24 protein-coding genes and 1 tRNA gene are annotated in these 20,408 nt (G+C 69.0%); 9 read left to right on the plus strand and 16 right to left on the minus strand.

The features are described from left to right. Positions 1-169: 169 nt before the first annotated feature. Genes GA0070617_RS03940 through GA0070617_RS03950 form a run of 3 tightly spaced genes read left to right on the plus strand, consistent with a single transcriptional unit; the run spans position 170 to position 925 of the window. Positions 170-445, plus strand: a complete 276-nt coding sequence (locus tag GA0070617_RS03940; RefSeq protein WP_091445859.1) for a hypothetical protein — start codon at positions 170-172, stop codon at positions 443-445. Then, positions 438-680 carry a hypothetical protein gene (locus GA0070617_RS03945; RefSeq protein ID WP_091434011.1) on the plus strand — a complete coding sequence of 81 codons (243 nt, stop codon included), beginning with the start codon at positions 438-440 and terminating at the stop codon, positions 678-680. The genes GA0070617_RS03940 and GA0070617_RS03945 overlap by 8 nt, the downstream gene beginning before the upstream one ends. Continuing rightward, complete coding sequence (locus GA0070617_RS03950; protein ID WP_229688394.1) at positions 677-925, plus strand: hypothetical protein; 249 nt, start codon at positions 677-679, stop codon at positions 923-925. Before GA0070617_RS03945 ends, GA0070617_RS03950 begins: the two co-directional genes overlap by 4 nt. Positions 926-1,049: 124 nt before the next feature. Here GA0070617_RS03950 and GA0070617_RS03955 read toward each other — a convergent pair. The 5 genes from GA0070617_RS03955 to GA0070617_RS03970 form a co-directional block, all read right to left on the minus strand. Continuing rightward, positions 1,050-1,122 (minus strand) — tRNA-Arg (locus tag GA0070617_RS03955). Positions 1,123-1,343: 221 nt separating this feature from the next. Then, the gene (locus tag GA0070617_RS29600; protein WP_139135567.1) at positions 1,344-1,490 is read right to left on the minus strand and encodes a nucleotidyltransferase family protein; all 147 of its coding nucleotides are present in this window, start codon (positions 1,488-1,490) and stop codon (positions 1,344-1,346) included. A 55-nt stretch (positions 1,491-1,545) separates the two neighbouring features. Continuing rightward, on the minus strand, positions 1,546-2,001 hold the full coding sequence (locus tag GA0070617_RS03960; protein ID WP_091434014.1) for a SitI3 family protein: 456 nt from the start codon (positions 1,999-2,001) through the stop codon (positions 1,546-1,548). Between the two features lie 14 nt (positions 2,002-2,015). After that, positions 2,016-2,426 (minus strand): CdiA C-terminal domain-containing protein, encoded by a 411-nt coding sequence (locus GA0070617_RS03965; protein WP_091434016.1) that lies wholly within the window; start codon positions 2,424-2,426, stop codon positions 2,016-2,018. Positions 2,427-2,581: 155 nt separating this feature from the next. After that, positions 2,582-3,109, minus strand: coding sequence for a DUF6244 family protein (locus GA0070617_RS03970; RefSeq protein WP_091434018.1), 528 nt, complete (start codon positions 3,107-3,109; stop codon positions 2,582-2,584). Between the two features lie 172 nt (positions 3,110-3,281). Here GA0070617_RS03970 and GA0070617_RS03975 point away from each other — a divergent pair, with 172 nt between their 5' ends. Both GA0070617_RS03975 and GA0070617_RS03980 read left to right on the plus strand, forming a co-directional pair. Continuing rightward, the gene (locus tag GA0070617_RS03975; protein WP_229688393.1) at positions 3,282-4,247 is read left to right on the plus strand and encodes a hypothetical protein; all 966 of its coding nucleotides are present in this window, start codon (positions 3,282-3,284) and stop codon (positions 4,245-4,247) included. A 168-nt stretch (positions 4,248-4,415) separates the two neighbouring features. After that, positions 4,416-4,898, plus strand: coding sequence for an NUDIX hydrolase (locus GA0070617_RS03980; RefSeq protein WP_229688392.1), 483 nt, complete (start codon positions 4,416-4,418; stop codon positions 4,896-4,898). A gap of 61 nt (positions 4,899-4,959) precedes the next feature. Here the strand turns inward: GA0070617_RS03980 and GA0070617_RS03985 are convergent, their stop codons facing one another. Beyond that, positions 4,960-5,430: an NUDIX hydrolase gene (locus tag GA0070617_RS03985; RefSeq protein WP_091434024.1), complete on the minus strand. Its 471-nt coding sequence runs from the start codon at positions 5,428-5,430 to the stop codon at positions 4,960-4,962. A 90-nt stretch (positions 5,431-5,520) separates the two neighbouring features. Here GA0070617_RS03985 and cutA point away from each other — a divergent pair, with 90 nt between their 5' ends. After that, positions 5,521-5,856, plus strand: coding sequence for a divalent-cation tolerance protein CutA (gene cutA / locus GA0070617_RS03990; RefSeq protein WP_091434026.1), 336 nt, complete (start codon positions 5,521-5,523; stop codon positions 5,854-5,856). 93 nt (positions 5,857-5,949) lie between these two features. On the opposite strand, the gene GA0070617_RS03995 is transcribed toward cutA, so the two are convergent. From GA0070617_RS03995 to GA0070617_RS04015, 5 genes are all read right to left on the minus strand, one after another. Continuing rightward, entirely contained in the window at positions 5,950-6,864 is a 915-nt protein-coding gene (locus GA0070617_RS03995; RefSeq protein WP_091434028.1) for a PfkB family carbohydrate kinase, read from the minus strand. Continuing rightward, entirely contained in the window at positions 6,861-8,240 is a 1,380-nt protein-coding gene (locus tag GA0070617_RS04000) for a helix-turn-helix domain-containing protein (protein WP_091434030.1), read from the minus strand. The genes GA0070617_RS03995 and GA0070617_RS04000 overlap by 4 nt, the downstream gene beginning before the upstream one ends. Before the next feature lie 208 nt (positions 8,241-8,448). After that, complete coding sequence (locus tag GA0070617_RS04005; RefSeq protein WP_091434032.1) at positions 8,449-9,066, minus strand: AAA family ATPase; 618 nt, start codon at positions 9,064-9,066, stop codon at positions 8,449-8,451. Positions 9,067-9,077: 11 nt separating this feature from the next. Continuing rightward, positions 9,078-11,051 carry an ABC transporter ATP-binding protein gene (locus GA0070617_RS04010; RefSeq protein WP_091434033.1) on the minus strand — a complete coding sequence of 658 codons (1,974 nt, stop codon included), beginning with the start codon at positions 11,049-11,051 and terminating at the stop codon, positions 9,078-9,080. Between the two features lie 132 nt (positions 11,052-11,183). After that, positions 11,184-11,666, minus strand: a complete 483-nt coding sequence (locus GA0070617_RS04015; RefSeq protein WP_091434035.1) for an NUDIX domain-containing protein — start codon at positions 11,664-11,666, stop codon at positions 11,184-11,186. A gap of 255 nt (positions 11,667-11,921) precedes the next feature. Between GA0070617_RS04015 and GA0070617_RS04020 the strand changes: the two genes are divergently transcribed. From GA0070617_RS04020 to GA0070617_RS04030, 3 genes are read left to right on the plus strand one after another with little or no spacing between them, the layout of a single operon-like run. Beyond that, the gene (locus tag GA0070617_RS04020; protein ID WP_091434037.1) at positions 11,922-13,232 is read left to right on the plus strand and encodes a helix-turn-helix domain-containing protein; all 1,311 of its coding nucleotides are present in this window, start codon (positions 11,922-11,924) and stop codon (positions 13,230-13,232) included. Continuing rightward, positions 13,229-13,939, plus strand: coding sequence for a 2'-5' RNA ligase family protein (locus GA0070617_RS04025; RefSeq protein WP_091434040.1), 711 nt, complete (start codon positions 13,229-13,231; stop codon positions 13,937-13,939). The genes GA0070617_RS04020 and GA0070617_RS04025 overlap by 4 nt, the downstream gene beginning before the upstream one ends. Next, positions 13,926-14,477 (plus strand): NUDIX hydrolase, encoded by a 552-nt coding sequence (locus GA0070617_RS04030; RefSeq protein ID WP_091434042.1) that lies wholly within the window; start codon positions 13,926-13,928, stop codon positions 14,475-14,477. Before GA0070617_RS04025 ends, GA0070617_RS04030 begins: the two co-directional genes overlap by 14 nt. A gap of 125 nt (positions 14,478-14,602) precedes the next feature. On the opposite strand, the gene GA0070617_RS04035 is transcribed toward GA0070617_RS04030, so the two are convergent. The 5 genes from GA0070617_RS04035 to GA0070617_RS04055 form a co-directional block, all read right to left on the minus strand. Further along, positions 14,603-15,994: a UDP-glucose dehydrogenase family protein gene (locus tag GA0070617_RS04035; protein ID WP_047890458.1), complete on the minus strand. Its 1,392-nt coding sequence runs from the start codon at positions 15,992-15,994 to the stop codon at positions 14,603-14,605. 180 nt (positions 15,995-16,174) lie between these two features. Next, positions 16,175-16,789, minus strand: coding sequence for a GTP cyclohydrolase II (locus GA0070617_RS04040; protein ID WP_091434044.1), 615 nt, complete (start codon positions 16,787-16,789; stop codon positions 16,175-16,177). After that, on the minus strand, positions 16,786-17,664 hold the full coding sequence (locus tag GA0070617_RS04045) for a class I SAM-dependent methyltransferase (RefSeq protein ID WP_229688390.1): 879 nt from the start codon (positions 17,662-17,664) through the stop codon (positions 16,786-16,788). The genes GA0070617_RS04040 and GA0070617_RS04045 overlap by 4 nt, the downstream gene beginning before the upstream one ends. Continuing rightward, positions 17,661-18,950, minus strand: a complete 1,290-nt coding sequence (locus tag GA0070617_RS04050) for a hypothetical protein (RefSeq protein WP_091434049.1) — start codon at positions 18,948-18,950, stop codon at positions 17,661-17,663. Before GA0070617_RS04050 ends, GA0070617_RS04045 begins: the two co-directional genes overlap by 4 nt. Beyond that, a complete protein-coding gene (locus GA0070617_RS04055; RefSeq protein ID WP_091434051.1) occupies positions 18,947-20,395 on the minus strand; it encodes an FAD-dependent oxidoreductase in 1,449 nt (482 codons plus the stop codon). Before GA0070617_RS04055 ends, GA0070617_RS04050 begins: the two co-directional genes overlap by 4 nt. Positions 20,396-20,408 lie beyond the last annotated feature (13 nt).

The following is a 20,408-nucleotide window of genomic DNA, read 5'->3' on the forward strand; positions in this document are numbered from 1 at the left end:
ATCATCCTCGATCCCACCCGGGGGCACCGCCCAGGCCATCGTGCCCGGTGCGTGTTGAGGCTGGCCCGGGGTGGGTGCTGGCGTGGGATCTCGACCCGAACGACATCCCCGGAATGGCCCGCCCGCCTCGGTGCCGCCCCGGCCGAAGCCGGGGACGGTACTGCCGCCGATGCCCGGTGACCTGGTGTTCCTCGGCCGGCGGGCGTCGGTGCAGTTCGGCGGGGACCGGGGGTTGTGGCTGCGGGTGATGTCGGTGTGCGACAAGCCGACGTACCACGGCTGGGTGTGGTTGACGGGTTATGTCATCGACCGGGCCACCGGTGAGGCCACCGGGCGGCGGGAGGTCTTCGTTCAGCTCGCCGGCCTGCACGTCGAGCTGCTTGCCAGGGGTAGCCGGACCCGGCGACCCGATGTCTCACGGGGGACGGTGAACCGGCGTGTTTGACGTGCGCGTACAGCTCGGTGCGGTGCTGCGGATCGCGGCGGACGACCGGTTCCGGCCGGCGGACGGGCCGGTGACGGTGTGGGTGACCGGCGTGCGGCTGGTGAGCAACCGGCCGGAGTGCGACGAGTGGGTCTGGGTCGAGGGCTTCAAGCTCGACGCCACCGGCCGCCGTGGGCCGCAGACCCAGATCCTGGTACGCGCTGCGCTGCTGCCGGCCAGGGTGGCGGACCGGTGACCACGTATCTGTCGGCGACCATCGCACAGCAGTTGCGCGCGGCACAGGCGCGGTTGGACCGGCACACGCCGTCGAGCGCCGACGGGCGCTGCTCCGGCTGCGCCGAGGTCGGCCCGTGTCCGCAGCGGCGGGCGGCCTTGCGGGTCTTCGGCCGGTACGGGCGGCTACCGCGCCGGTGGCCGAGGGCGACCCGGCCGGAACAGATCAACCGCACGTCGTCCTGGTCGTGGCTGTGCCGGGAGTGAACGCCGAACGACTGTGCCGGCCTCAACGCAAGGGCCTGCTTGCCGAGTGCCGGACTCGTCACGGTGCCACGTTGGTGTTGGAGAGTATCCGCAGGTCAGATCGCGTTCATGCTGGTCTTTGAGGTGCCCCCGGCAGGATTCGAACCTGCGACACACGGTTTAGGAAACCGATGCTCTATCCCCTGAGCTACGAGGGCGCGAGGGCCTAGTCTAGCGACCTGGGGGTTCACCTGGGGTGGCAGGGAGTGGCCCGCGTTCGCCCACGTTCGCCGGAACCCCGTTCGCCCAGCCCAGGACCACACACCGAGCACACGAACCCCCGTTTGCGACCGGCGGTCGGCCATGGTGACCCACGTTGGCACCGGTTCACCCCGGTTGGCATCCGCTGGAGAGCACACACCGCGCACATCATCGAAGATCATGGAAGGGCTAGCCGCTCCCCCGGCTGGGCACCGCCTTGCACGGGGGATTCCGGAAAGGTCGCGACCAGCCACGCGGCAGCCGGGTCGTCGATGTCGCGAGTCAGGTCCGCCGGGTCGAGGAAGACGACATCGACGTCGCCCACGGACGACGGGTCGAAGCCACGTCGTCCGTGAGCCGGTCACCCGCGCTCGGCTGGTTCATTGGGTGATGGAGTCGTCTATGCCGTAGTGGCTCCACCAGGTAGACCGGTGTCTGCGGAGTGTGCCCCCGACGCGAGTCAACAGGAGCCAGTTGCCGTTCTGGACCAGCGCCGCGTCCTCCTGCCGGGCGGCCAACACCCGTGCCACGGCCTTCATCATGTTCGGGATCCCCTTGTCGACCAGGTCGTCTGCCCGCATGGAGAAGTCGATGTCGACGTACGTCTCCGGCTCCCACTCCCAGCGGGCACCGTCGTCGGCCTCGGCATCGAAATAGCCATGGCTGCCTGAGGAAACGATCAACGCGTACCCGCGGGTGTCGTAGAGGCGGGCACTGAGCAGCCGTGGGTTGGTGCCGCTCGGCCTGGGCTTCTCGGCGGGTTCGGCTGCCACGAGATCAGCAACGTGGTCCAGGGGCAGGTCACCGGCCAGGGTCAACCTGAACTCGACAGCCATCTCCGCGCCTCTCCTCAGTCTCGACGGACGATCTGCACGATCGCGCCGCTCGGCGTTACCGCGACGAGTTCCTTCAGCCTCTCGACGGGCCAGGTGTCAAACTGTGTCCGCAGGGCCGCGAGGTCTCCGTGCCAGTCGTGCAGGTTCAGCACCACGCGTTGGGTCTGCTCCTTGTCGACCTTGGCGCGGACCTCGCTCCAGACGCCCCGCACCGGCTTGCCGAGAGTGGGCGAATAGCAGTCGAACACATGACCCTCGATCAGGTAGTCCGGGTCTTTGTTCGGGTTGCCGGAGTCGCCGGTACGGAGCCGGGCGTCGGCGATCTCCTGCCTGGTGGGGTTCTGGTGGACCCGGTAACTCTTGCTGGCGACTATATCGGCGCATTCGTTTTCAAGCTCCAACGGACGCCGCCCGTCGTCGTCCAACCGGGGTGGAATTCTGGTTCTCGGACCGGTCGGCGTCCCGCCCGGGACACCGGTTGGCTGTCTGGTCCAGGGCGTGCCGTGGTCATGGTCAGCTGATGGGGTGTCGCCGTGCTGGGAAGGGGTGGGGCTGGCCGGTGGGTGACCGCCAGCCCCTGTCAGTTTCCCGACGAGCCCAATTGCCGGGCCTGCGCGATCGCCGCTTCGATGGCCTGCCGGGCCCCGCCGGTGCGCGCAACCACCAGCACCAGGACCTGCTTGATGGCTTCCAAGGCCTGCAGCAGCGGCCCGGGCTGCCCGCCCTGCAGGACCATGGCGACGAGTTGCTGCGCCTCACCGACTCCGGTGATGGCCCCGGTCGCCGCGTCACGAGCGGCGTCCACGGCGCTCTGCACGGGCGCCAGCCCGGCGATCGTCTCCTGCGGGGTGGCCTCGTTCGGCACCGCCGCGGTGGCCTTCGTCGCCTCACCGATCGAACCGGCGAGACTTCCCAGGCCGCCCTGGATACTCGTGATCGCGTTGCGGACCCGCGCCACACCCGCCGCCACGGCGAGGAAGCCCGCGCCCGCGGCCCGCAGCGCCACCTCCTGCGCTTGGCTGTCGGCCGCGGCTGCTAACCCCTGGGCGCGTTCGACCCCGGCCATCAACGCACGGAGCTCACCGGTGATCTTCTCGATCTGTGACACGTGGCCGGCGCCCCAATCGACGTTAATGAAAGTGCTTGATGCCTGAACCTACCGGGCTACTCGCGAGGCCACCAGACACCAGCGAGGCGGTCGGCACCGCCGGCAGCCACCGCGATGCAAGCAGCCGCATGAGCAGGTTCCGGTCCAGATTCCAACTCTTGGGGTGGGAACTGTGGCTGTCGTGTCCGGCGGTCGACATGTCAGCATCGACGGGACGGCGGTGCGGGTGTTCGCGTCGGGAGGCTCGGTGGGTAATCGCAAGCGCAGTGGCCGTCGGCAGCGGAGGGAGCCGATCCGCCGGATGATCCCGCCCACCCGCGTGCCCGGCAGCCGGCGCCCTCACCGCCCGGACGAGACGGCGCTAATGCCGGTCTACGAATACAGCCCCATGTTTGGACGGCTCGTCGACGCGCCGGTGGAGATGGTGCCGCTGCTCGCCGTCCTAGCCGTTCTACACCAAGCGCAGAGCGGCATGCCGGTTGGTACCTGTGTCCCGACGAGTCATCAGGTCAGTGGGGCGCTGCGGCACCTCGGCTTCGAGGCCGAGCCGGTCGCCGCGTGCGCGACGCTGTACCGGGTGACCGACACGATCACCGAGGTGTCCGAGGTTGGCGTGTGGAAACGACCACCGGTTGTCCACCCCGACGGCACTACCAATGGCCACATGGTCGTGTGGACGCCATCGTTCGCGCAGCTCGTGGACGCCACCCTGGTGCAGGACCCGCTTCTGCTGGCCGCCGCCCAAGCTGACCCGGTCTACTCGACGCCAGTGTTCGTCGAGGTCCCCACCGACCGGAGGGAGTTCCTCACGGCTCAGCCCGTCGCCAGGCTAGACGATCACCTGTACGCGTCGTGGGTCCTGCTGCCAGATTGGACCCGACGGATGGACCCGGTGCTGGAAGGGAAGGCCAGCACGGTCGTGGAACTCGGCGCACTCGGTCTGGCCACCGACGCGCTCCGCCTCATCGCAGCGGTCGGAGAAGATCGGGATCTGGACGCTCTACCGGTCCGGTGTCCTCGGCTCGGGGCGCTTCTTCAAGGTAAGGAACAGCTACCGAAGTTGCCAGCCGAGCCACCCTCGCATCTTGACCCTGACGTGGGCGCAGCTCCGATGAACATATCGCGAGAGTCTCGATGAGCTCGCCGGCGGCGGGTGTTCAGTCGTGATCGCCATTCTGCGCGGACCGCTGGGGTGTCGTGGAGTTCGGATAGACAACCGGCGCGTTAGGGTGCCAGGGCCCCTCGCCCGCTTCTGACCGATGTTGCGAGGTCCGGAATCTGGTGGACTCCCCGGGGAGAGGTGATTGTGACTGCGAAGCCGACCATTGCCGCGCTGGCGGTTGTCTCCACCGCGTCGGGTGAGGTGGTGTTCGTACGGCAGCAGCGTGGCCCGTACGCGGGGTGGCTGCTGCTGCCGGGCGGCAAGGTGGAGTTCGGGGAGTCGGCGCACGATGCGGCCCGCCGAGAGACGGTGGAGGAATCCGGTTTCGAGGTCAGCGAGCTGACGCCGACGGGGGTGTACGAGATTCGCGCCGAGGACGGGTCATACCACTTCGTGATGATCGCGTTCCGTGCCGGGACCGCGACGCGGGTAACCGCCGGTGGGCATCATGTGGACGGGGTGTTGCAGGCCTCGGTGGATGAGGTGCAGCCGCACCCGACGGTGATGCGAATCCTCAACGACGCCGGCGTCGCCAGCTACCCGGCCCAGGACATCGAACAAGGCCTGCGCCGGAACGGTATTCTGATGGATGGGCATCTAATAGCAACCACGGCTGCTTTGGCCTGAGGGGTTGACTGGCAGTCTTCCGCCGAGCGGAATCCCACTGGACTCCACCGTCCCTCCTTGCTCAACCGATGTACGGCGTCGCCCGCTCCTCGAGGGCATGGTCGATACGCAGCCGCATCGAGGGGTGGATGTCCAACTGGTTGAGCTCGGCGGGGTTCACCCAGCGGACCTGACGCGACTCGCTGGAGGTCTCCAGTTGCCCGCCGACGGGCCGGGCGGTGAAGCAGATCGAGAACTGCTGGCGTACTTCACCGTCGTCGTAGGCCATCACGTGGTGGGGGTTGGTGTAGATCCCGACCAGGCCGATGACCTCCACCTCGATGCCGGTCTCCTCGCGCACCTCCCGCACCACCGTGCCGGAGATCGACTCGCCGATGTCGTGACCACCGCCGGGCAGCGCCCACAGGTTGTTGTCGGTGCGATGGATCATCAACAGCTCACCGCGCTGGTTACGCACCGCCGCCACAACCGACGGCACCACGCTGTTGGCAGCTGGCGCACTGGGGTCGTTGAAGTAGTCACGGCGCGCCATCCGTCATCTCCCGTCGAATGCGGCTACCCGCGCATCGATACCGCAGTGAGCTCCGCCTAGCTCAGCTGCACCCTGAGTAGGGTCAGCTTCATGAATGAGGTCCTATATGTGTATACCGCTGCGGGCAGTCTGGAGGTCGCGCGGCGGTTGGTCCAGGGCGCGGTGCGGGAGCGGTTGGCGGCTGGTGGCCAGGTCGTGGGGCCGGCCGAGTCAGCCTTCTGGCATGAGGGGTCTTTTGGCACCGGCCAGGAGTGGCAGGTGGTGCTCAGGTCCAGCGCCGGAGCGTATCCCCAGTTGGAGAGCTACCTGAGGAAGCATCACGAGTGGTCCAACCCGGAGATCGTCGCGCTGCCAGCGGTCGCTGGTTCACGGCCATACCTGCAGTGGGTGCGCGGTGTCACCGAAACCGCCGGTGAGGGTGGATGAGGCGACTGCCCTACAAGGTGACGCGCGTCGGTAGACCTTGTCTCGACGCTCGGTCGAAGGTGAATGGCAGCGAGGCGATTGAGCAGCTGCCCTTCAGCGAGGGCCTCCGCCAGGGGAGTTGGTGAATCGGATGTGAGCGCCGCTGTGCCCGACGGTGTGGGAGCCGGCGTGGACGGCGGCGGTGATGGCGTCGGGTAGCGGGGTATGGCGGGCGAGGTCCACGGCGAGAGAGCCGAGGAAGGCGTCGCCGGCTCCGGTGGTGTCGACGACCGGGACGGCAGGTGCCGGCACGGTGCCGGATCCATGGGGGTGGGTGAAGGCGGCGCCGTTGGGGCCTGCGGTGACGACGACGGTACGAGGGCCGAGGCGTTGCAGTGCGGCGGCGGATTCGAGCGGGTTGCCGGCGGTGGTGCGCAGGATGGTGGCGGCTTCGTGTTGATTGACCACGAGGACGTCGAGTTCCGCGAGCAGCCGGGGGTCGAGGTCAGGGTTAGGGACGAGATTGCCAATGACGATCGGCGCGCGGCGGTGGCTCAGCAGTGTGGTTACGGGCTCGGGTGGCAGGTCGAGCTGCACGATCACGGCTTCCGCAGCGAGGCCGGCGGTGGCTCGGTGTATGTCGTCGGTGGTGAGTTCGGTGGCGGGTGAGAGTGCGAGGGTGATGTAGCTTTCGCCGTCTGGGGTGACCTCGATGATGGCCGCGCCGGTGGTGGCGTCGGGGACGAGCCGGACGCGGCGGGTGTCGACCCTGGCGTCGGTCAGTGTTGCGGTGATCTGGTGGCCCCAGGTGTCCGCGCCGACGTTGGCGATCAGGGCGGCGCGCCCGCCGTGGCGGGCGGCAGCGATGGCCTGGTTGAGGCTTTTGCCTCCGGCATTGGCGGTCAGAGGCGAGCCGATGGCGGTGCGGCCGGGTCGGGCACGGTGGGGTACATGGATGGTCAGGTCGATGTTGGCCCGGCCGACGAAGGCGGCATCGACCCTGCCACCGGCCCCGCTGCTGTCGGTCACGAGGTCGCTGTGGAAGCGGCCAGGGCGGCATGCAACTGCTGCACTGCGGGCTCGGTGGGAAACGCCGCGAGCTGGCGGCCTGCAATTGCGACCTCGCGTTGGATGCGTGCCGAGCGGGTGAGGTTGGCCAGGTTGAGCGCGGCCAGGGCGGCGGCAGCGGCCAGCTCGGGTTCACCGGCGGCGGCGTGGGCGACGGCGGTGCGCGCCAGATAGCGGCCCCGTTCACGTCGGTACGTTTCCGGCCACGCGTCGAGAGCCTCGCCGAAACACCGGACGGCGACGCCGGGGCGACCCAGCCGAAGCCAGCCCTCGCCCTCCTGCGCGCTGATGTATGCCGTCGTGCAGAACGCACCGAGCCCACCGCCGTCTGTTCCGGTGGCGGCAGCGAGGTGGTGGGCGTCGGCGATGGCGGCCCGGAACGAGCTGGTGTCACCTTCGACCGTGTGCCCGTGCGCGCGTTGCACCGCCGCGAACGCGCGCACCTGCTCCCGGATGCTGCCAGCGCGCTCGGCGGCACGGGCGAGCCCGAGTACGCGGTCCTGGTCGGCGGCGTCGCTGGCCCGCTGCGCCATGCGAGCGAAAACGTAGGCGGTGAACTCGATGTCCCCGGCTTCTTGGGCCATGGTCAACGCTTGGGCGAGCCACCATTCGCCGGCGTCCCGGTCGCCCATATCGTCGCTGAGCCAGCCGGCGAATTCCGCCCACCGGGCCTCGGTACTCAACAGCGCCTCGCGCAGGCTGCCTCGTGCGGCTCGGCGGTAGTCGGCGATGTGACCGAGCTGCTGTCGGGCCGTGGGAAGGATGGCCGCGGCACCGACCCGGTTGTCGGATTCCACGAGCACCGACCGCAGTGCCGCGAAGTGCTCCACGACAGCCGGATCAACCTGCGCCGCCCGTGTCGCTGAGGGCAGCGGTTCCGCACTCGACAGGGACGCCACCACACTGCCGGGGACCGCCTGCAGGAGAGCCCGGCGGCTGACCTGAACGTGCCGTCCTCGCCCGTCTGCCACAGTCATCACGATATCCGCCTCCCCTGCGGGCTGGCCGTTCGTGTCGGTCACCGGGGTGGTACCGGCCGCGGTCAGAGCGGTGGTGAATGCTGCTGTTCCCCTGGCCCGGCGGTACTTCTGCTCAATGGCCACGACCCGGTCGTACCCGGCGGTGAGGGCACCGTCGGTGTCGAGGACCTCGTCACAGCGGTTCCAGAAGGCCCGGTCTGGGTGCTGGCGCCCGACTTCGGTGTTCGCGATTGTGCTGCGGCCGGTAAGGATCCTGGGCGCCAGTGAATGCTGGGTGTGGCCGGCCGCCTTGCGGTACGCGGCCAATTGCTGGCCAAGCGCGCGCCACGCTCCGCTCACCTCGTTCGGGCCTGCCACCGTCGCCTCCCGGGGCCATCGCGCCTCGGCTGGCTGAGCGAGATGACCGAGCGCTAGCCAGAGGCGGTCTTCGATGTAGATCGTTACCCTACCGTGCGGTCGTGGCTGCGTAGGTCGTCTACCCGCCGTTGCTGGTAGAGGCTTGCCCCGCCTGGCAGTGGCCCGCCACGGCCAGGCGGGGGCGTCAGACCTGTGCGGGTGCGCTTGGTCAGCTGGTCGTCGCAGCGGCGGGCGGGGTGTCGGCTTTGCGGGCGCAGTGTCGGCAGCGTCGTGGGCAGGGCGTTTGTGGTATGGCGCTGATGAGGCCGCTGGCCTGCAGGATCGTGGTAACCGTCTGCTCGAGGGTCTGAGGTTCGGGGATAGTGGTTTCGCCGGGGACCTTGAGTAGGTCTCGGTGCGTGTACCAGCGGCGCATCTCGTCGGGGGTGACGGGTATTGGCTCGTCTCGGTTGAGGTGGCGGCGGATGGTCTCGTCGATGGAGACGTCCAGGTAGAACACGGCGACCGGACCGGGGTGGTCGTCGATGAGCTGGTGCAGCACGGCGGCGTAACGCTCGGTGTGCAGGATGCCTTCCAGGATGACGTGGTAGCCCAGGTCGAGGGCGGTGCGGGCGGTCGCGGTGATGAACGCCGGGGCGACCGGGTTGATATGGGCGCTGTCGTGTTCGCGGAGCAGGGTTCTGCGGAGGTAGTCCTGCTCCAGCAGGGCGGCCCCGCGTCCGTAGCGGCGTCGGACCTCACGGGCGGCCGTGGTCTTTCCGCTGCCGGAATTCCCGCGGATGATCACCAGCGTTGGGGCGAGATCGGTGGCATGCGGTTTGTCCATCTGGTGGTCCCTCAGGCGGAGGCGGGTTGGCGGGGCAGCGTCGGAGTGTGCGCGGTGGGGCTGTCGTAACCGGCGGCTTGGAGGGTGAACAGCTCGGCGTACCGCCCGTCGGCGCTCATGAGCTGGTCGTGGGTGCCGGCTTCGACAAGGCGGCCGTGGTGCAGGACGTAGATGCGGTCGGCGTGCCGGACGTTTGCCAGCCGGTGGGTGATCAGGATGGTGATGCCACGCCCCTGCCGGTCGCGGATGGCCTGGAACAGGGCGTCCTCGGCGCGGGGGTCGAGGGCGGAGGACGGCTCGTCCATGATGAGCACGTCGGCGTCGCGCAGGAAGCCGCGGGCGGCGGTGATGCGTTGCCACTGGCCGCCGGAGAGGTCCTGCCCGCCGGCGAAGGTCCGGTCGAGCAGTGTCTCGTACCCGTGGGGCAGCTCGACGATCATGTCGTGGGCGACCGCGCGGGCGGCGGCGGCCTCGATCCGGTCCTGCTCCGTCGTGGTGGTGATGTCGCCGATGGCGATGTTCGTGGCGGCGGTGAACGGCCACTTGTGGTACTCCTGCGTCACGACGCCGATCCGGGCCCGCAGCGCGTCGACGCCCCACTCCTCAGCGGGCCGTCCGTTGTAGCGGACGGTGCCGCTGGTGGGGGTGCGGAGAGTGGCGATCATGGTGGCCAGGGTGGACTTGCCGGAGCCGTTCTCCCCGACGAACGCCACGGTCTGTCCGGCGGAGACGGTCAGGGTGACCCGGTCGACGGCGGGGGTGTCGCGATCGGGGTAGCACAGGCTCACCGCGTCGACGGCGATCTCCCGCAGCCGCTCCGCGGCCGGCGCGTCGGCGGGCCGGTCGGTGGACGGTGGCAGGTATTCGGCGGCCCGGGTCATGAAGCCGGTGTAGTCGCGGAAGTGCTGCCCCTCGGTGTAGACGCGGTCGACCTGGAACGTCACCACGGCCAGCGAGCGTTGCGCGGACTGGACGGCGATCACGCAGGTCGCGGCGGCGGAGAGCGGGATCTGCCCGTCGATGAGCAGTAGGCCGAGCAGGACGTAGACCACGGCGGTGGCGATCCCGCCGAGCACGGCGCCGACGGTGGTGGTCGTGGTGACCCGGCGGGCCAGGGCGAGCTGGATCCGGGTCTCGACGTTCATGACCCGGTCGTACTGGTCGAGCAGGAAGTCGCGCAGTCCGTAGGTGCGCAGCTCGGGGGCGGAGTCGCGTTCGGCCATCAGCCGGTGCAGCAGCCACAACCGGCGGCGGCGTACCGACCCGGCGGCGTAGGTCTGGTAGCGCAGGTGCCCGGCCCGCAGCGACGCCCACCCGTTCGGCACGGTCGCCACCAGCAGGGCGAGCAGCAGCAGCGGGTGGACCACCACCACGGCGACCGCGACGGCGATGACGCCGGCCAGTCCGGCGAGGAGGTTCATCGACGCCTGGACCAGGGCCGTGGTGGAGTTCGCGCCGCGGGAGGCGCGTTCCATGTCGTCGGCGAACGCGTCGGCGTCGAAGGCCTCCAACCGTACGGCGGTGGTCACCTCGAACAGGCCGCGTTCGACCTCCCGGTCGACCTTCGGGGTGAGGCCGTTCTGTGCGTACCCCATGGCGGTGGCCATGCCGGCGCGCAGCGCGGTGGCCGCCGCGAGCGCGACCAGGGCGGGCAGCGCGGCGGTCACCTTGTCGGCGGTCGGTCCGCCAGCGAACAGCTCCACCAGCACCCGCTGCGCCGCGAGGAGCCCGAACGCCGACATCACCCCGGCGACCACCGTGGTCGCCGCCACCACCGACGTCCGTGCCCGGTCGGCGCGCCAACTCACGACGAGCGCAGCCCAGACCAGGCGGGGCAGTTCGGAGAAGACGGCGAACAGGCCGGCTTGCGCTCGCGCCCGCACACCAGTCTCCCACCACACCTCCCGCAGCTCCGGCAGCACCGAATCCCGCTGCGGTGGTGCGGGACTGGCGGGCGTGCGGTCGGGGTGGTCGGTTTTCGGCATGGCGGTACCTCCCGAAGGTGAGCACGGTGGGCGGTGGTGGTGTCTCGATGCGAACGGCGGGAGCTGAGGTGTCCCGTTGGCGTCCCGGCTGGCGCAGCCGACGCTTCGCCCTTCCGGGCGGTGGGTCTCAGGTCAGGTGACTCGGACGCCGTCTTCGAGGTAGTAGCTGCACCCGTCCGCACGGGCGTTCAGCGCCTCGGTGATCCGGCGGGTCAGCAACGGCGGTAGCCGCAGGGCGGCCTCTGGCGGGTCGGAGAAGGCCCAGCCCGTCAACTCACCGGGCGGCACCACGATCCGTTCGTGCACGCGGGGGCCGAGGGTGCCGCCGTCGTAGACGACCATGACGCCCTCGGTACGTCCGGCGCGGGCCGGCACCCAGTCCACAACGAGCAACCGACCCGGTGCCAGATCCAGGCCGAGTTCCTCCCGGCACTCCCGGATCGCAGCCTGGTACGGCGACTCGTCAGCCTCGACACAACCGCCAGGGATCTCCCAGCCGGCCTTGTAGACCGGCTCCACCAGCAGAACCCGATCGTCCGCATCGGTGATCAGCAGCCCTGCGGCCATCCGCTTACGGGGCAGGCCAGCGGTGACGTCACGGCGTTCGGAGGGCATGCAGGGACCGTAGGACGCCGGTCGGTCGACACGCCCGCAGCGCCGTGCGCCGACATTGTCGGCAGATGCCGACACAACTCCGACACCACATCCACTCCGTCCGCGTTTTGGCCCCGCGCCGTTGGAGCCAGCGCCGTGAGCTGGGCATTCATCACCCGCGGGCAACTGCGGAAGGGAGTCCCGAGGGTGCAGAAGTGTCACCGGGAGCAGCTACGGTGTCGGCTCATCGTGACTGCGGCACCGGGGGTGGCAGCGATGGTCGACCACGACGAGATCGCCGCCGCTCGCCGCGCGCTCGGTCGCCACCTCGCCCATCTGCGTAAGGACGCCGGCCACACCCAGCATGGGTTGGCCCGGCTCGTGCAGTACGGGCGCAGTTCGGTGGCGAACACCGAGACCGGCCGCCAACATCCCGAGCGGTCCTTCTGGTTCCGCTGCGACGCGGTGTTGCGCACCGGTGGCGTGCTGACCGCCGAGTACGATCGCATCGCTGACCTGGACTATCAACATCGCTATCGACCGGTGCCCCCACCCGCTGGCCCTGGCCCTGCCACCTACGCGGCAGCCGTGTGGTGGGAGCACGAGGAGCGCATCACCGCCCGCCGGTCCGCGCTGACCGTGACGGCCGATGACGACGCGCGGCTGGCGCACCTGGAGCACGAAGTGCGGCAGGCGATCGGTGACAGCGAGCGACTCCCGCCGGCCACGCTCGTGGCCCGGCTGCGTCCGCTGCGGGTCAGCGTCGACCAGCTGATGTCGGCCCGGCAGCACCCGCCGCAACGCGCCCGGCTCTACACCGCCGCCGCCCACCTGTCCGGGCTCCTCGCCGCCCTCGCCCTGGACCTGCGCGCCTTCCCGGTCGCGCACGCCTACGCCGCCGAAGCCTTCGACCTCGCCCACGCCGCTGAGCAACCCGACACGCAGGCCTGGGCCCGCGCCACCCAAAGCCTGGTCGCCTACTACACCGGCAAGCACCGCGACGCGCTCGCCTATGCCGAAGACGGCCTACGCCACGCTGGCGCCGGCCCGCACCTCATCCGCCTCACGATCAACGGGCAGGCCCGGGCGCTCGCCCACCTCGGCGACCGCCGTGGTGTCCACCAGGCCGTGGACCGTGCGTTCGCCCTGCTGCCCGAACACCCGACCGGCGGGCAGGTCAGCACCAGCCTCACCCTCGGCCCGTACTGCCCGACCCGGGCCGCCGCCAACGCGGCGACGGCCTACCTGGTCCTCGGCGACACCACCGGCGTCGTCGACCAGCTCACCGCCGCTGTAGCGGCGTTCGACGCGGCGCAGCTGCGCGGTCCGCAGGCGCTCAGCCGCCTCGATCTGGCGACGGTCCATGCGAGAGCGGGCGACCTCGACCACGCCGCTGGGCTGGCGCTGGAGGCACTCAGCCTCACCGCCGAGTACCGCTTCGAATCGGTCTACCAACGCGCTCGCCGATTCCTCGCCGCCGCCCGCCCCTTCGGCCCTAACCCGCGACTACAGGAGGTCGCGGACCTGTTCACCGAATTGGCGCGTCCCGGCAGCGCGTCACCACCGGGCCTACGATCGCGGACATGAGCAGCCGGGAATTGGCCAGCTTGCGGCAGCGGTGGACCGCCTACCGGGACCTGGCCGCACTCACCGAGCACTGGTACTGGCGTCCCGGCTGGCGCGCCGGCCGCCATTTCTACACCTGGCACCTCACCTTCCAGGAACAGCCCGACCTCCACCGCCTCGTCACCGATCTTCAGCACCAGCTCCAGTTCCCCGGACTGGACCTGGTGCCGATCGACGGCCTGCACCTGACCATGCAGGGCGTCGGCTTCACCGACGAGGTGCCCGACGGCGACATCGAAGCGATCGTCACTGAAGCCCGGCAACGGTGCGCCGGCCTGCCGCCGCTGGATTTGTCTCTCGGCCCCGTCGACCCCGACGCCGAAGGAATCGGTCTGCTCGTCCAGCCCTGGAGCCCCGTCGAACGGGTCCGCACCGCGATCCGGGCCGCGATCGCCGCCGTGTGGCCAACCGTCCCCGAACCAGCTGACGGGTTCCGGCCCCACGTCACGATCGCCTACAGCGGTGCGCCCGCACCCACCGCCCCCATCCGCGCCAGGCTGGCCGAGCTGCGGCATCTGCCGCCAGTGACAGCGACGATCAGCGAGGTGTCACTGATCGCCCTCCACCGGGAACACCGCACCTACCGATGGTCGACGCAGGCAACAGCACCCCTGAACGGACGAGGCCCCCGACACGCTGAAGCGCAGGCAGCTCGTGGCGATCAGTGATTCGGACATCGCACAGGCGCTCTTGGCCTATCTCGAGTGCAATCCGGACGACGCCGTGTCGCTGGCCGAGCCGGTGAGGCTGCTGGCTGAGGGAGCGGATTTCGCGTCCCGACGAAACTTCTCGATGCATGTCACTGTCGGCGCTCTCCTGGTCCGCGGCGGCGCCGACGTGCTGCTTGTCGATCACCTCGCCTACGGGATCCTCTTGCAGCCTGGAGGACACCTGGAGCCGACCGACTCTACGTTGATCAGCGCGGCAGTGCGTGAGCTGGTAGAGGAAACCGGTGTTGATCCCAGCGGACTCGTCCCCGCGTCGAAGATGCCGGTCTACGTCGAGCACGGCCGAGTTCCGGCGCGGCCGGCGAAGGACGAGCCGGAACACTTCCATCTCGACTTCGGCTACTCGTTCCTGACGACGCAGGCCGACGTGGGGCCCATCCAAGAATCGGAGGTGCGAGGTGCGACGTGGCACCCCCTCTCCGTGGCTGAGCGGCTTGTCGGCCCTCGCATCGCGCGGGCGATGACCGCATCGACATGAAGCGGATGACGGCCCAGCGGCCGTCACGTTTACCCATCGCCGCTCATGCTGCGGCCGACGGTTGCCCGACCGCGACAGGCAGACCGCCGGCAAACTCCGTCAACTTTGCCGATAGGCCAGGACAATCAGGTCTGGGAGCGCGGGGGGATGGCGGGTGCGGTCATGGTCAGGTATCGGTAGCCGATTTCGGTGAGCCTGTCGGCGTCGAGGCAGTGTCGCCCGTCGAGCACGAGCGGTGAGCGCATGGTGGGGGCGAACTTGGCCCAGTCGAGGTCGCGGTAGTGCGACCATTCGGTGGCGACCACGATGGCGTCGGCGTCGTCGAACACGTCTTCGACGCGATCGGCGAGGTGCTCGGCCAGGGTGGGCTGTTCGCGGCGGAAGCGATCGGCGGCGACGGGGTCGTGCAGCGTGATCCGGGCACCCCGTTCGAGGAGCAGATTCGCGATGTCGATGGCCGGTGAGTCACGCAGGTCGTCGGTGTCCGGCTTGAACGCGAGGCCGAGGATGCCGATCTTGCGCCCCTTGATGATGTGGAGTTCGTCGAGGAGCCGGTCGACGACCTTGGTGCGCTGGCGGTGGTTGACATCGCGGGCGGCGGTGACGATCGGCATGGCGAGGTGGTACTCGCTGGCAGTGGCGATGAGCGCTGCGGTGTCTTTGCCGAAGCAGGATCCGCCCCAGCCGATGCCGGGGTTCAGGAAGCGGGGGCCGATGCGGGCGTCGAGGCCGGTGCCGCGGGCGACTTCGCGGACGTCGGCGCCGACCTTGCCGGCGATCGCGGCGATCTCGTTGATATAGCTGATCTTGAGTGCGAGGAAGGCGTTGGCCGCGTACTTGATCAGCTCGGCCGAGGCCAGGTCGGTGGAGACCAGCGGCACGGCGCTCATGCCGGCGGGGCGGGGCAGCACGGTGGGCGGCGTGAAGGACTGGTTGAGGATGGGTCGGTAGAGCTGGTTGAGGAGGTCCAGGCTCTTCTGGTTGTCGGAGCCGATGACGATGCGGTCCGGGTAGAGGGTGTCGGCGAGCGCGGTGCCCTCGCGGAGGAACTCGGGGTTCGAGGCGACGGCGAATCGGCCGTCGGGGCGGTGGCCGTGGTGGCGTTCGTACGCTTCGCGCAGGATCGCGTCGACCCAGTTGCCAGAGCCGATCGGGACGGTGCTCTTGTTGACCACGACGGTGAAGTCGCCGCGCAGGTGTTGGGCGACGCTCTCGGCGGCGGACCGCAGGTACTGCAGGTCGGGGTTGCCGTTGTCGAGTTGCGGAGTCTGCACTGCGATGAACACGACGTCGGCGTCGGGTACGCCGACGGCGTATTCGGTGGTGAAGTTCAGGTGGGAGGACGCCTGCTCGAGGAGCGCTTCCAGATGTGGCTCGTAGATCGGACAGTGGCCGCCGCGAAGGGTGTCGATCTTTTGCTTGTCGAGGTCGATGCAGGTGGTGTCGTGGCCCAGGAAGGCCAGGCTGACGCTGGTGGTGAGACCGACGTATCCGGTGCCGACAACACAGACCTTCATTGAGCGTTTCCTCTCGCCATGAACGATACCGACGCGTGGTGATCCGGATCCAAAAGTGCCGCTGACCAGCGATTTTCTGTTGCGGCGGTCGGCCGGCTTGAAGGCCGTGGCCCGCCTGCTGCCCGCCGGAATGATACCGACCTGAGGCGGGCGGCGGGTCGGTCGGACCGGACATTCGGGTCAAGAAACGGCGGCGGCTCCGCTGCTGTTCAGATGTCCGAGCAGGGTGTCCTTCTGCCCGAGATAGTCCCGGTTATCGGAGGTGACGAAACCGGAGAGGGGGACACGGTCGACGGTGATCCCGGCGGTACGGAGGGCGTCGATCTTGTGAGGATTATTGGTGGCGAGTCGGGCTGAAGTTACGCCGAGCCAGGCCAGGACGCTCGCGGCGGGTCGGTAGTCGCGGGCATCGGTGGGTGCGCCAACGGCGGCGTTTGCGGCAACGGTGTCGTAGCCCTGGTCCATGAAGGTGTAAGCGCGGATCTTGGCAGCAAGCCCGATGCCGCGGCCTTCGTGGCACAGCATGTAGAGCAGGATCCCGTAGTCGGATGCGCCGATCATGCGCAGGGATGTGGCCAGCTGGGGGCCGCAGTCACATTTGAGGGATCCGAGCAGGTCACCCGTGGCGCAGGCGCTGTGAATCCGTACCAGCGGATTCTGTTGGCCGGCGGGCTGAGGGCGGTGGACGGCGGCGAGCACCTCCTCACGGCCGGTCTCGGGGCCGAAAGCATGCAGTTGGAATTGTCCGTACGCGGTGGGGAGGTCACAGCTGGCGAGCCGAACGGTAGTCGTCATCTCGTTTCCTTCGCAGCGGTGCTGTCGGGTGTGGGCTTGTGGGCGATGAGCAGGACGTGTTCAGACATGCCGAGGAGTGAGGGTTCTGCCTCGACCCGGCGGATCGCCCGCAGGAGGAGGTCGCGACGGTGTGGGTCGCGGAGGCGGTCGGCGAGGTCGGGCAGCAGTTTGGCGGCGCCTTCGACCGCGAGCAGGGCGTGCGGGCGCAGGCCTGCGGTGGTGGCTTCTGCAGCGAGACCATTCGGGTTGTGGAAGTAGCCGGTGGTGAACAGCCGTCGATCACCGGTCGGGTTGCGGTGTTGCCCGTCGCGGAGATGTCGGGCCAGGATCGCCTCCACCGCCGGGTCGTCGTAGAGGTTCTTGGCGAGGTATTCCCAGGTGGTGTAGTAGCGGGACGTCGCTGCGGCGGCGACCACGCCGCCTGGGACAAGTACGCGGTACGCCTCGCCCCAGGCGCGGGCGCGGTCAGCGGCGTTGGTGAGGTGATACAGCGGTCCGAGCAGAAGAACTGCGTCGCAGCTGGCGGAGCCGAGAGGCACCTGGCGCGCGTCCCCGCGCGAGATCGAGGCCAGCGGCGACTCGGCGCGGGCGCACGTGGTGGCGGCTTGCTCCAGGTGCAGCGGGACAGGGTCCACGAGGTGGACGCGGTAGCCGTCCGCGGCCAGCTGAAACGCGTACGCGCCAGGTCCTCCGCCGACGTCGGCAACAGTTCCGGCTGGGGGAAGGTGGCGACCCAGGATGTCGCGGGTGCGCAGGTACTCGATGTGGCGGCGCGGGTCGCTCAGGCGTCCCTGCTCGGCTCCGTGGGCGTAGAAGGCGAGGACCTCCGGATTGATGCTCGCCGCTGAGGTCACGTCGGGCGGATGGAGATTCACGCTGCTGCCTCCGGCGCGCCATGCTCCAGATCCGCGAGGAAGCCGTCCTGGAACTGTCGACGCAGGCGGATCTGCTGCGCCGACATGATCGGGCCGCGGAAGCGGTCGAGGATCGATGCGACGCTGCCGCCGATCGCCGGACTGCTACCGATGGCGCTGAGCAGCTTGAACTGCATTACGAGGTAGACCGGTGGACATTCACGCGAGCTGCCAAGTCGCGCTGGGGACCAGAATCCGAGGTGGTAGTCCAAGCCAGCCAAGGTCAGGCACCGGTTCGCGAGATCCATGTTCGTTCGCAACAGGGCCATCTCGTGGGCGGTGATGTCCCGGAGTAACGCCCTCAGCATCACGAGACCTTGCCGGCCGGGTTCGGACAGCCAGGTGAGGTTGTTCAGGTTCGCCGCGACCTGGCCGGGCGGCAGCAGCCCCGGCCGAGTCCACGGGGGCGACGCCGCCGGGCTGCCGGTGAAGCACTCCCGCAGCTGCGCGTACGCGCCGGTGGCCATCTCATGAAGTTGGACGAGAAGGCGCGCGCAGGCTCTATCGAGGAGGAAGTCCCAGTCCGGAAGAGCGATCTTGAATCCGACTGGGCCACCAGCAGCGGACAGATCTGCGTCGCCCGCGAGGTGGCAGCCGGCGGGCAGCGGCTGCGTACGGGATGCGTCACGCATGACCTGGGCGGCCAGGTGCGCGATGGGGTCCACCAGCGCCCGTCGTCGGTTGAGGTCGTCTACCTCGCCCAGCGGCACGATCGAGGCGTCGCGGTAGGCGGCGGCGGGCCAGCAGTTGAGGTGCCAGTGCATCCGCTTGTCCCACCACTGCCCGTTGTCGCGGTCGACCGTGTACGGGTCGTGGTTAGTGCCGATCATGAGCTGCGCCCCGTCGAGGTCGAACCGGCGCCGAGTCGAGGAGGCGTCGACGTAACCGACGAACTGCCTACAGAACCTCAGCAGCGCCGTCAGCATGGCCTCGGGGACATCGTTGACCGACGACGCGATGACTCTGTCGTCGCCGACCGTGGCAAGCAGCATCATGTCGTAGACGCTGTGCGGGAACGCCTTGTCGATGAACGTGAGCCGGTCCCCGGATCGTCCGGCGGGAGATTCGCGCAGGATGTTGGCGCCGTAATGGTCGCGGTAGTGCGGGCTGAGGTTGCGCACGTCCGGTGGCGGCGCGGCGAATCTCGGCATCGGAAGGCTGGGAATGACCGGCAACGTCATCGCCGACGCCGGGTAGAGCGGCCCGAACCGGTCCGCGACCGGGCGACGAGTCGTGACGGCGGTCATGCCGGCGTACCGGACGCGATGGCGTCGCCGGCGGCAACGCCCATCATGGCAGCCTGCACGATGCCCTGGGCGATCCCTGCGGCGTCTCCGACCACGTAGATCGGCAGGCCCCGCACCTTGCAGTCCTCGTCGACCGGGACCCGGTCCCACAAGAACTCGACCTCAGGCCCGATCACGAGAACATCGTCGACAAGGTCATCCACGGACAAGCCTGCGCCGGCGTGGTCCAGGATCGAGCCCATGACCCGGCGGAGGCTCTCGGTAAGGCTGACGTGCTCTGCGTCGGTGAACAAGCTGTCGAGCCGGGCGGTAGTCAAGTCCTTGACGGACGGCTCGAACGCCACTGCCGCAGCCAACTCCGGCCAACTACGCGGCTCGGTCGTCTTGTTCATGAACGCGCGCAGACTCTGCGCCACCGGCCGGCCTCCGCTGAGCCGCCAGTAATCGGACAGGATCTCGTCCCGGACTTCGGTGCTGGTGCCGGGTCTGGCAAGCTGGCACAACAGGCCGAAGTTGGCTGCCAGTGGACGTCCCCCGGGAAGGCGTTCAGTGGTTTCGTGCCCGTCGAGAGTGATCACCTCCCGCCCGAAGGAGCGCTGGTAGTTGGTGAACTTGATCCGACCACCGTTCGGGCCGCCGCAGAAACAGAAGGTCTTCGTCTTACGGTCCACCCGCTCTAACTGGGTGATCTTCAGATCGGGGTGCTCGACACCGATCGCGGCCAGCACCTCGGCCCTCGTCTCGAGACGCACGCCGAGCGACATGTCCGGCGCGATCGTCTGCACCCCGAATGCCGTCAGGAGGTTGTGAGTGCTGGTCACCCCGTGTCGGCCCGTGGCCAGCACCAGACGTGCCGTCTGGGCGGTGACGAGGCCACCGTGGGTCGCTACCGTCAGCGTCAGGCGGTCCCCCTCTAGGGCGGCGGTGACAAGTTCCGATTTCTCCCAGACGGTCAGAGCGTCGTTGCGGAAGCCGTGCAGCGCCGTGAGCATGTCCCGAACCTGCGTCTCCCCCAAGACCGCGACCGGGTACTCCCGGATGGCCAGGCCGTTCCCGGCGAACGCCTTGATGGCTGGCGCGCCGAGTCTCGTGCCACTCAGAATGGGCGGCTCTGGCAGTGGAGCGGTCAGGAACTGGAACGCGCGTTCGCACAGTTCGTCCGCGCGGTCCTCACCGAAGTGATCGATCAGGCGGCGGCCGGACGGCAGCAAGCTCAACTTCACCCCGTCTCCGTAGTGCACACAGCCGCCAAAGCCACTGATCACGTTGCAGATCCCGGCGCACCCCGTGCAACGCAGCCCCCGGTCGACCGGGCACGGCCGATTCCGCATCCCCCGCCCGGCCTCCAACAGCAGCACCCGCAGGCCCTGGGCCTGGCGCACGACCTCGTGGGCACAAGCCAGACCACCTGGGCCAGCGCCGACGACGACGACATCGAAGAACATTGCAGACATTCCT

The sequence above is a fragment of the Micromonospora yangpuensis genome (assembly GCF_900091615.1).
GTDB classification, from domain to species: Bacteria; Actinomycetota; Actinomycetes; order Mycobacteriales; family Micromonosporaceae; genus Micromonospora; species Micromonospora yangpuensis.

Excerpts from the sequence above, each read along its gene's own strand:
- GA0070617_RS03940 (WP_091445859.1), top strand. The coding sequence starts at position 170 with ATGCCCGGTGACCTGGTGTTCCTCGGCCGGCGGGCGTCGGTGCAGTTC.
- GA0070617_RS03960 (WP_091434014.1), bottom strand. The coding sequence starts at position 2,001 with ATGGCTGTCGAGTTCAGGTTGACCCTGGCCGGTGACCTGCCCCTGGAC.
- GA0070617_RS03985 (WP_091434024.1), bottom strand. The coding sequence starts at position 5,430 with ATGGCGCGCCGTGACTACTTCAACGACCCCAGTGCGCCAGCTGCCAAC.
- cutA (WP_091434026.1), top strand. The coding sequence starts at position 5,521 with ATGAATGAGGTCCTATATGTGTATACCGCTGCGGGCAGTCTGGAGGTC.
- GA0070617_RS04005 (WP_091434032.1), bottom strand. The coding sequence starts at position 9,066 with ATGGACAAACCGCATGCCACCGATCTCGCCCCAACGCTGGTGATCATC.
- GA0070617_RS04010 (WP_091434033.1), bottom strand. The coding sequence starts at position 11,051 with ATGCCGAAAACCGACCACCCCGACCGCACGCCCGCCAGTCCCGCACCA.
- GA0070617_RS04015 (WP_091434035.1), bottom strand. The coding sequence starts at position 11,666 with ATGCCCTCCGAACGCCGTGACGTCACCGCTGGCCTGCCCCGTAAGCGG.
- GA0070617_RS04020 (WP_091434037.1), top strand. The coding sequence starts at position 11,922 with ATGGTCGACCACGACGAGATCGCCGCCGCTCGCCGCGCGCTCGGTCGC.
- GA0070617_RS04025 (WP_091434040.1), top strand. The coding sequence starts at position 13,229 with ATGAGCAGCCGGGAATTGGCCAGCTTGCGGCAGCGGTGGACCGCCTAC.
- GA0070617_RS04035 (WP_047890458.1), bottom strand. The coding sequence starts at position 15,994 with ATGAAGGTCTGTGTTGTCGGCACCGGATACGTCGGTCTCACCACCAGC.
- GA0070617_RS04040 (WP_091434044.1), bottom strand. The coding sequence starts at position 16,789 with ATGACGACTACCGTTCGGCTCGCCAGCTGTGACCTCCCCACCGCGTAC.
- GA0070617_RS04050 (WP_091434049.1), bottom strand. The coding sequence starts at position 18,950 with ATGACCGCCGTCACGACTCGTCGCCCGGTCGCGGACCGGTTCGGGCCG.
- GA0070617_RS04055 (WP_091434051.1), bottom strand. The coding sequence starts at position 20,395 with ATGTTCTTCGATGTCGTCGTCGTCGGCGCTGGCCCAGGTGGTCTGGCT.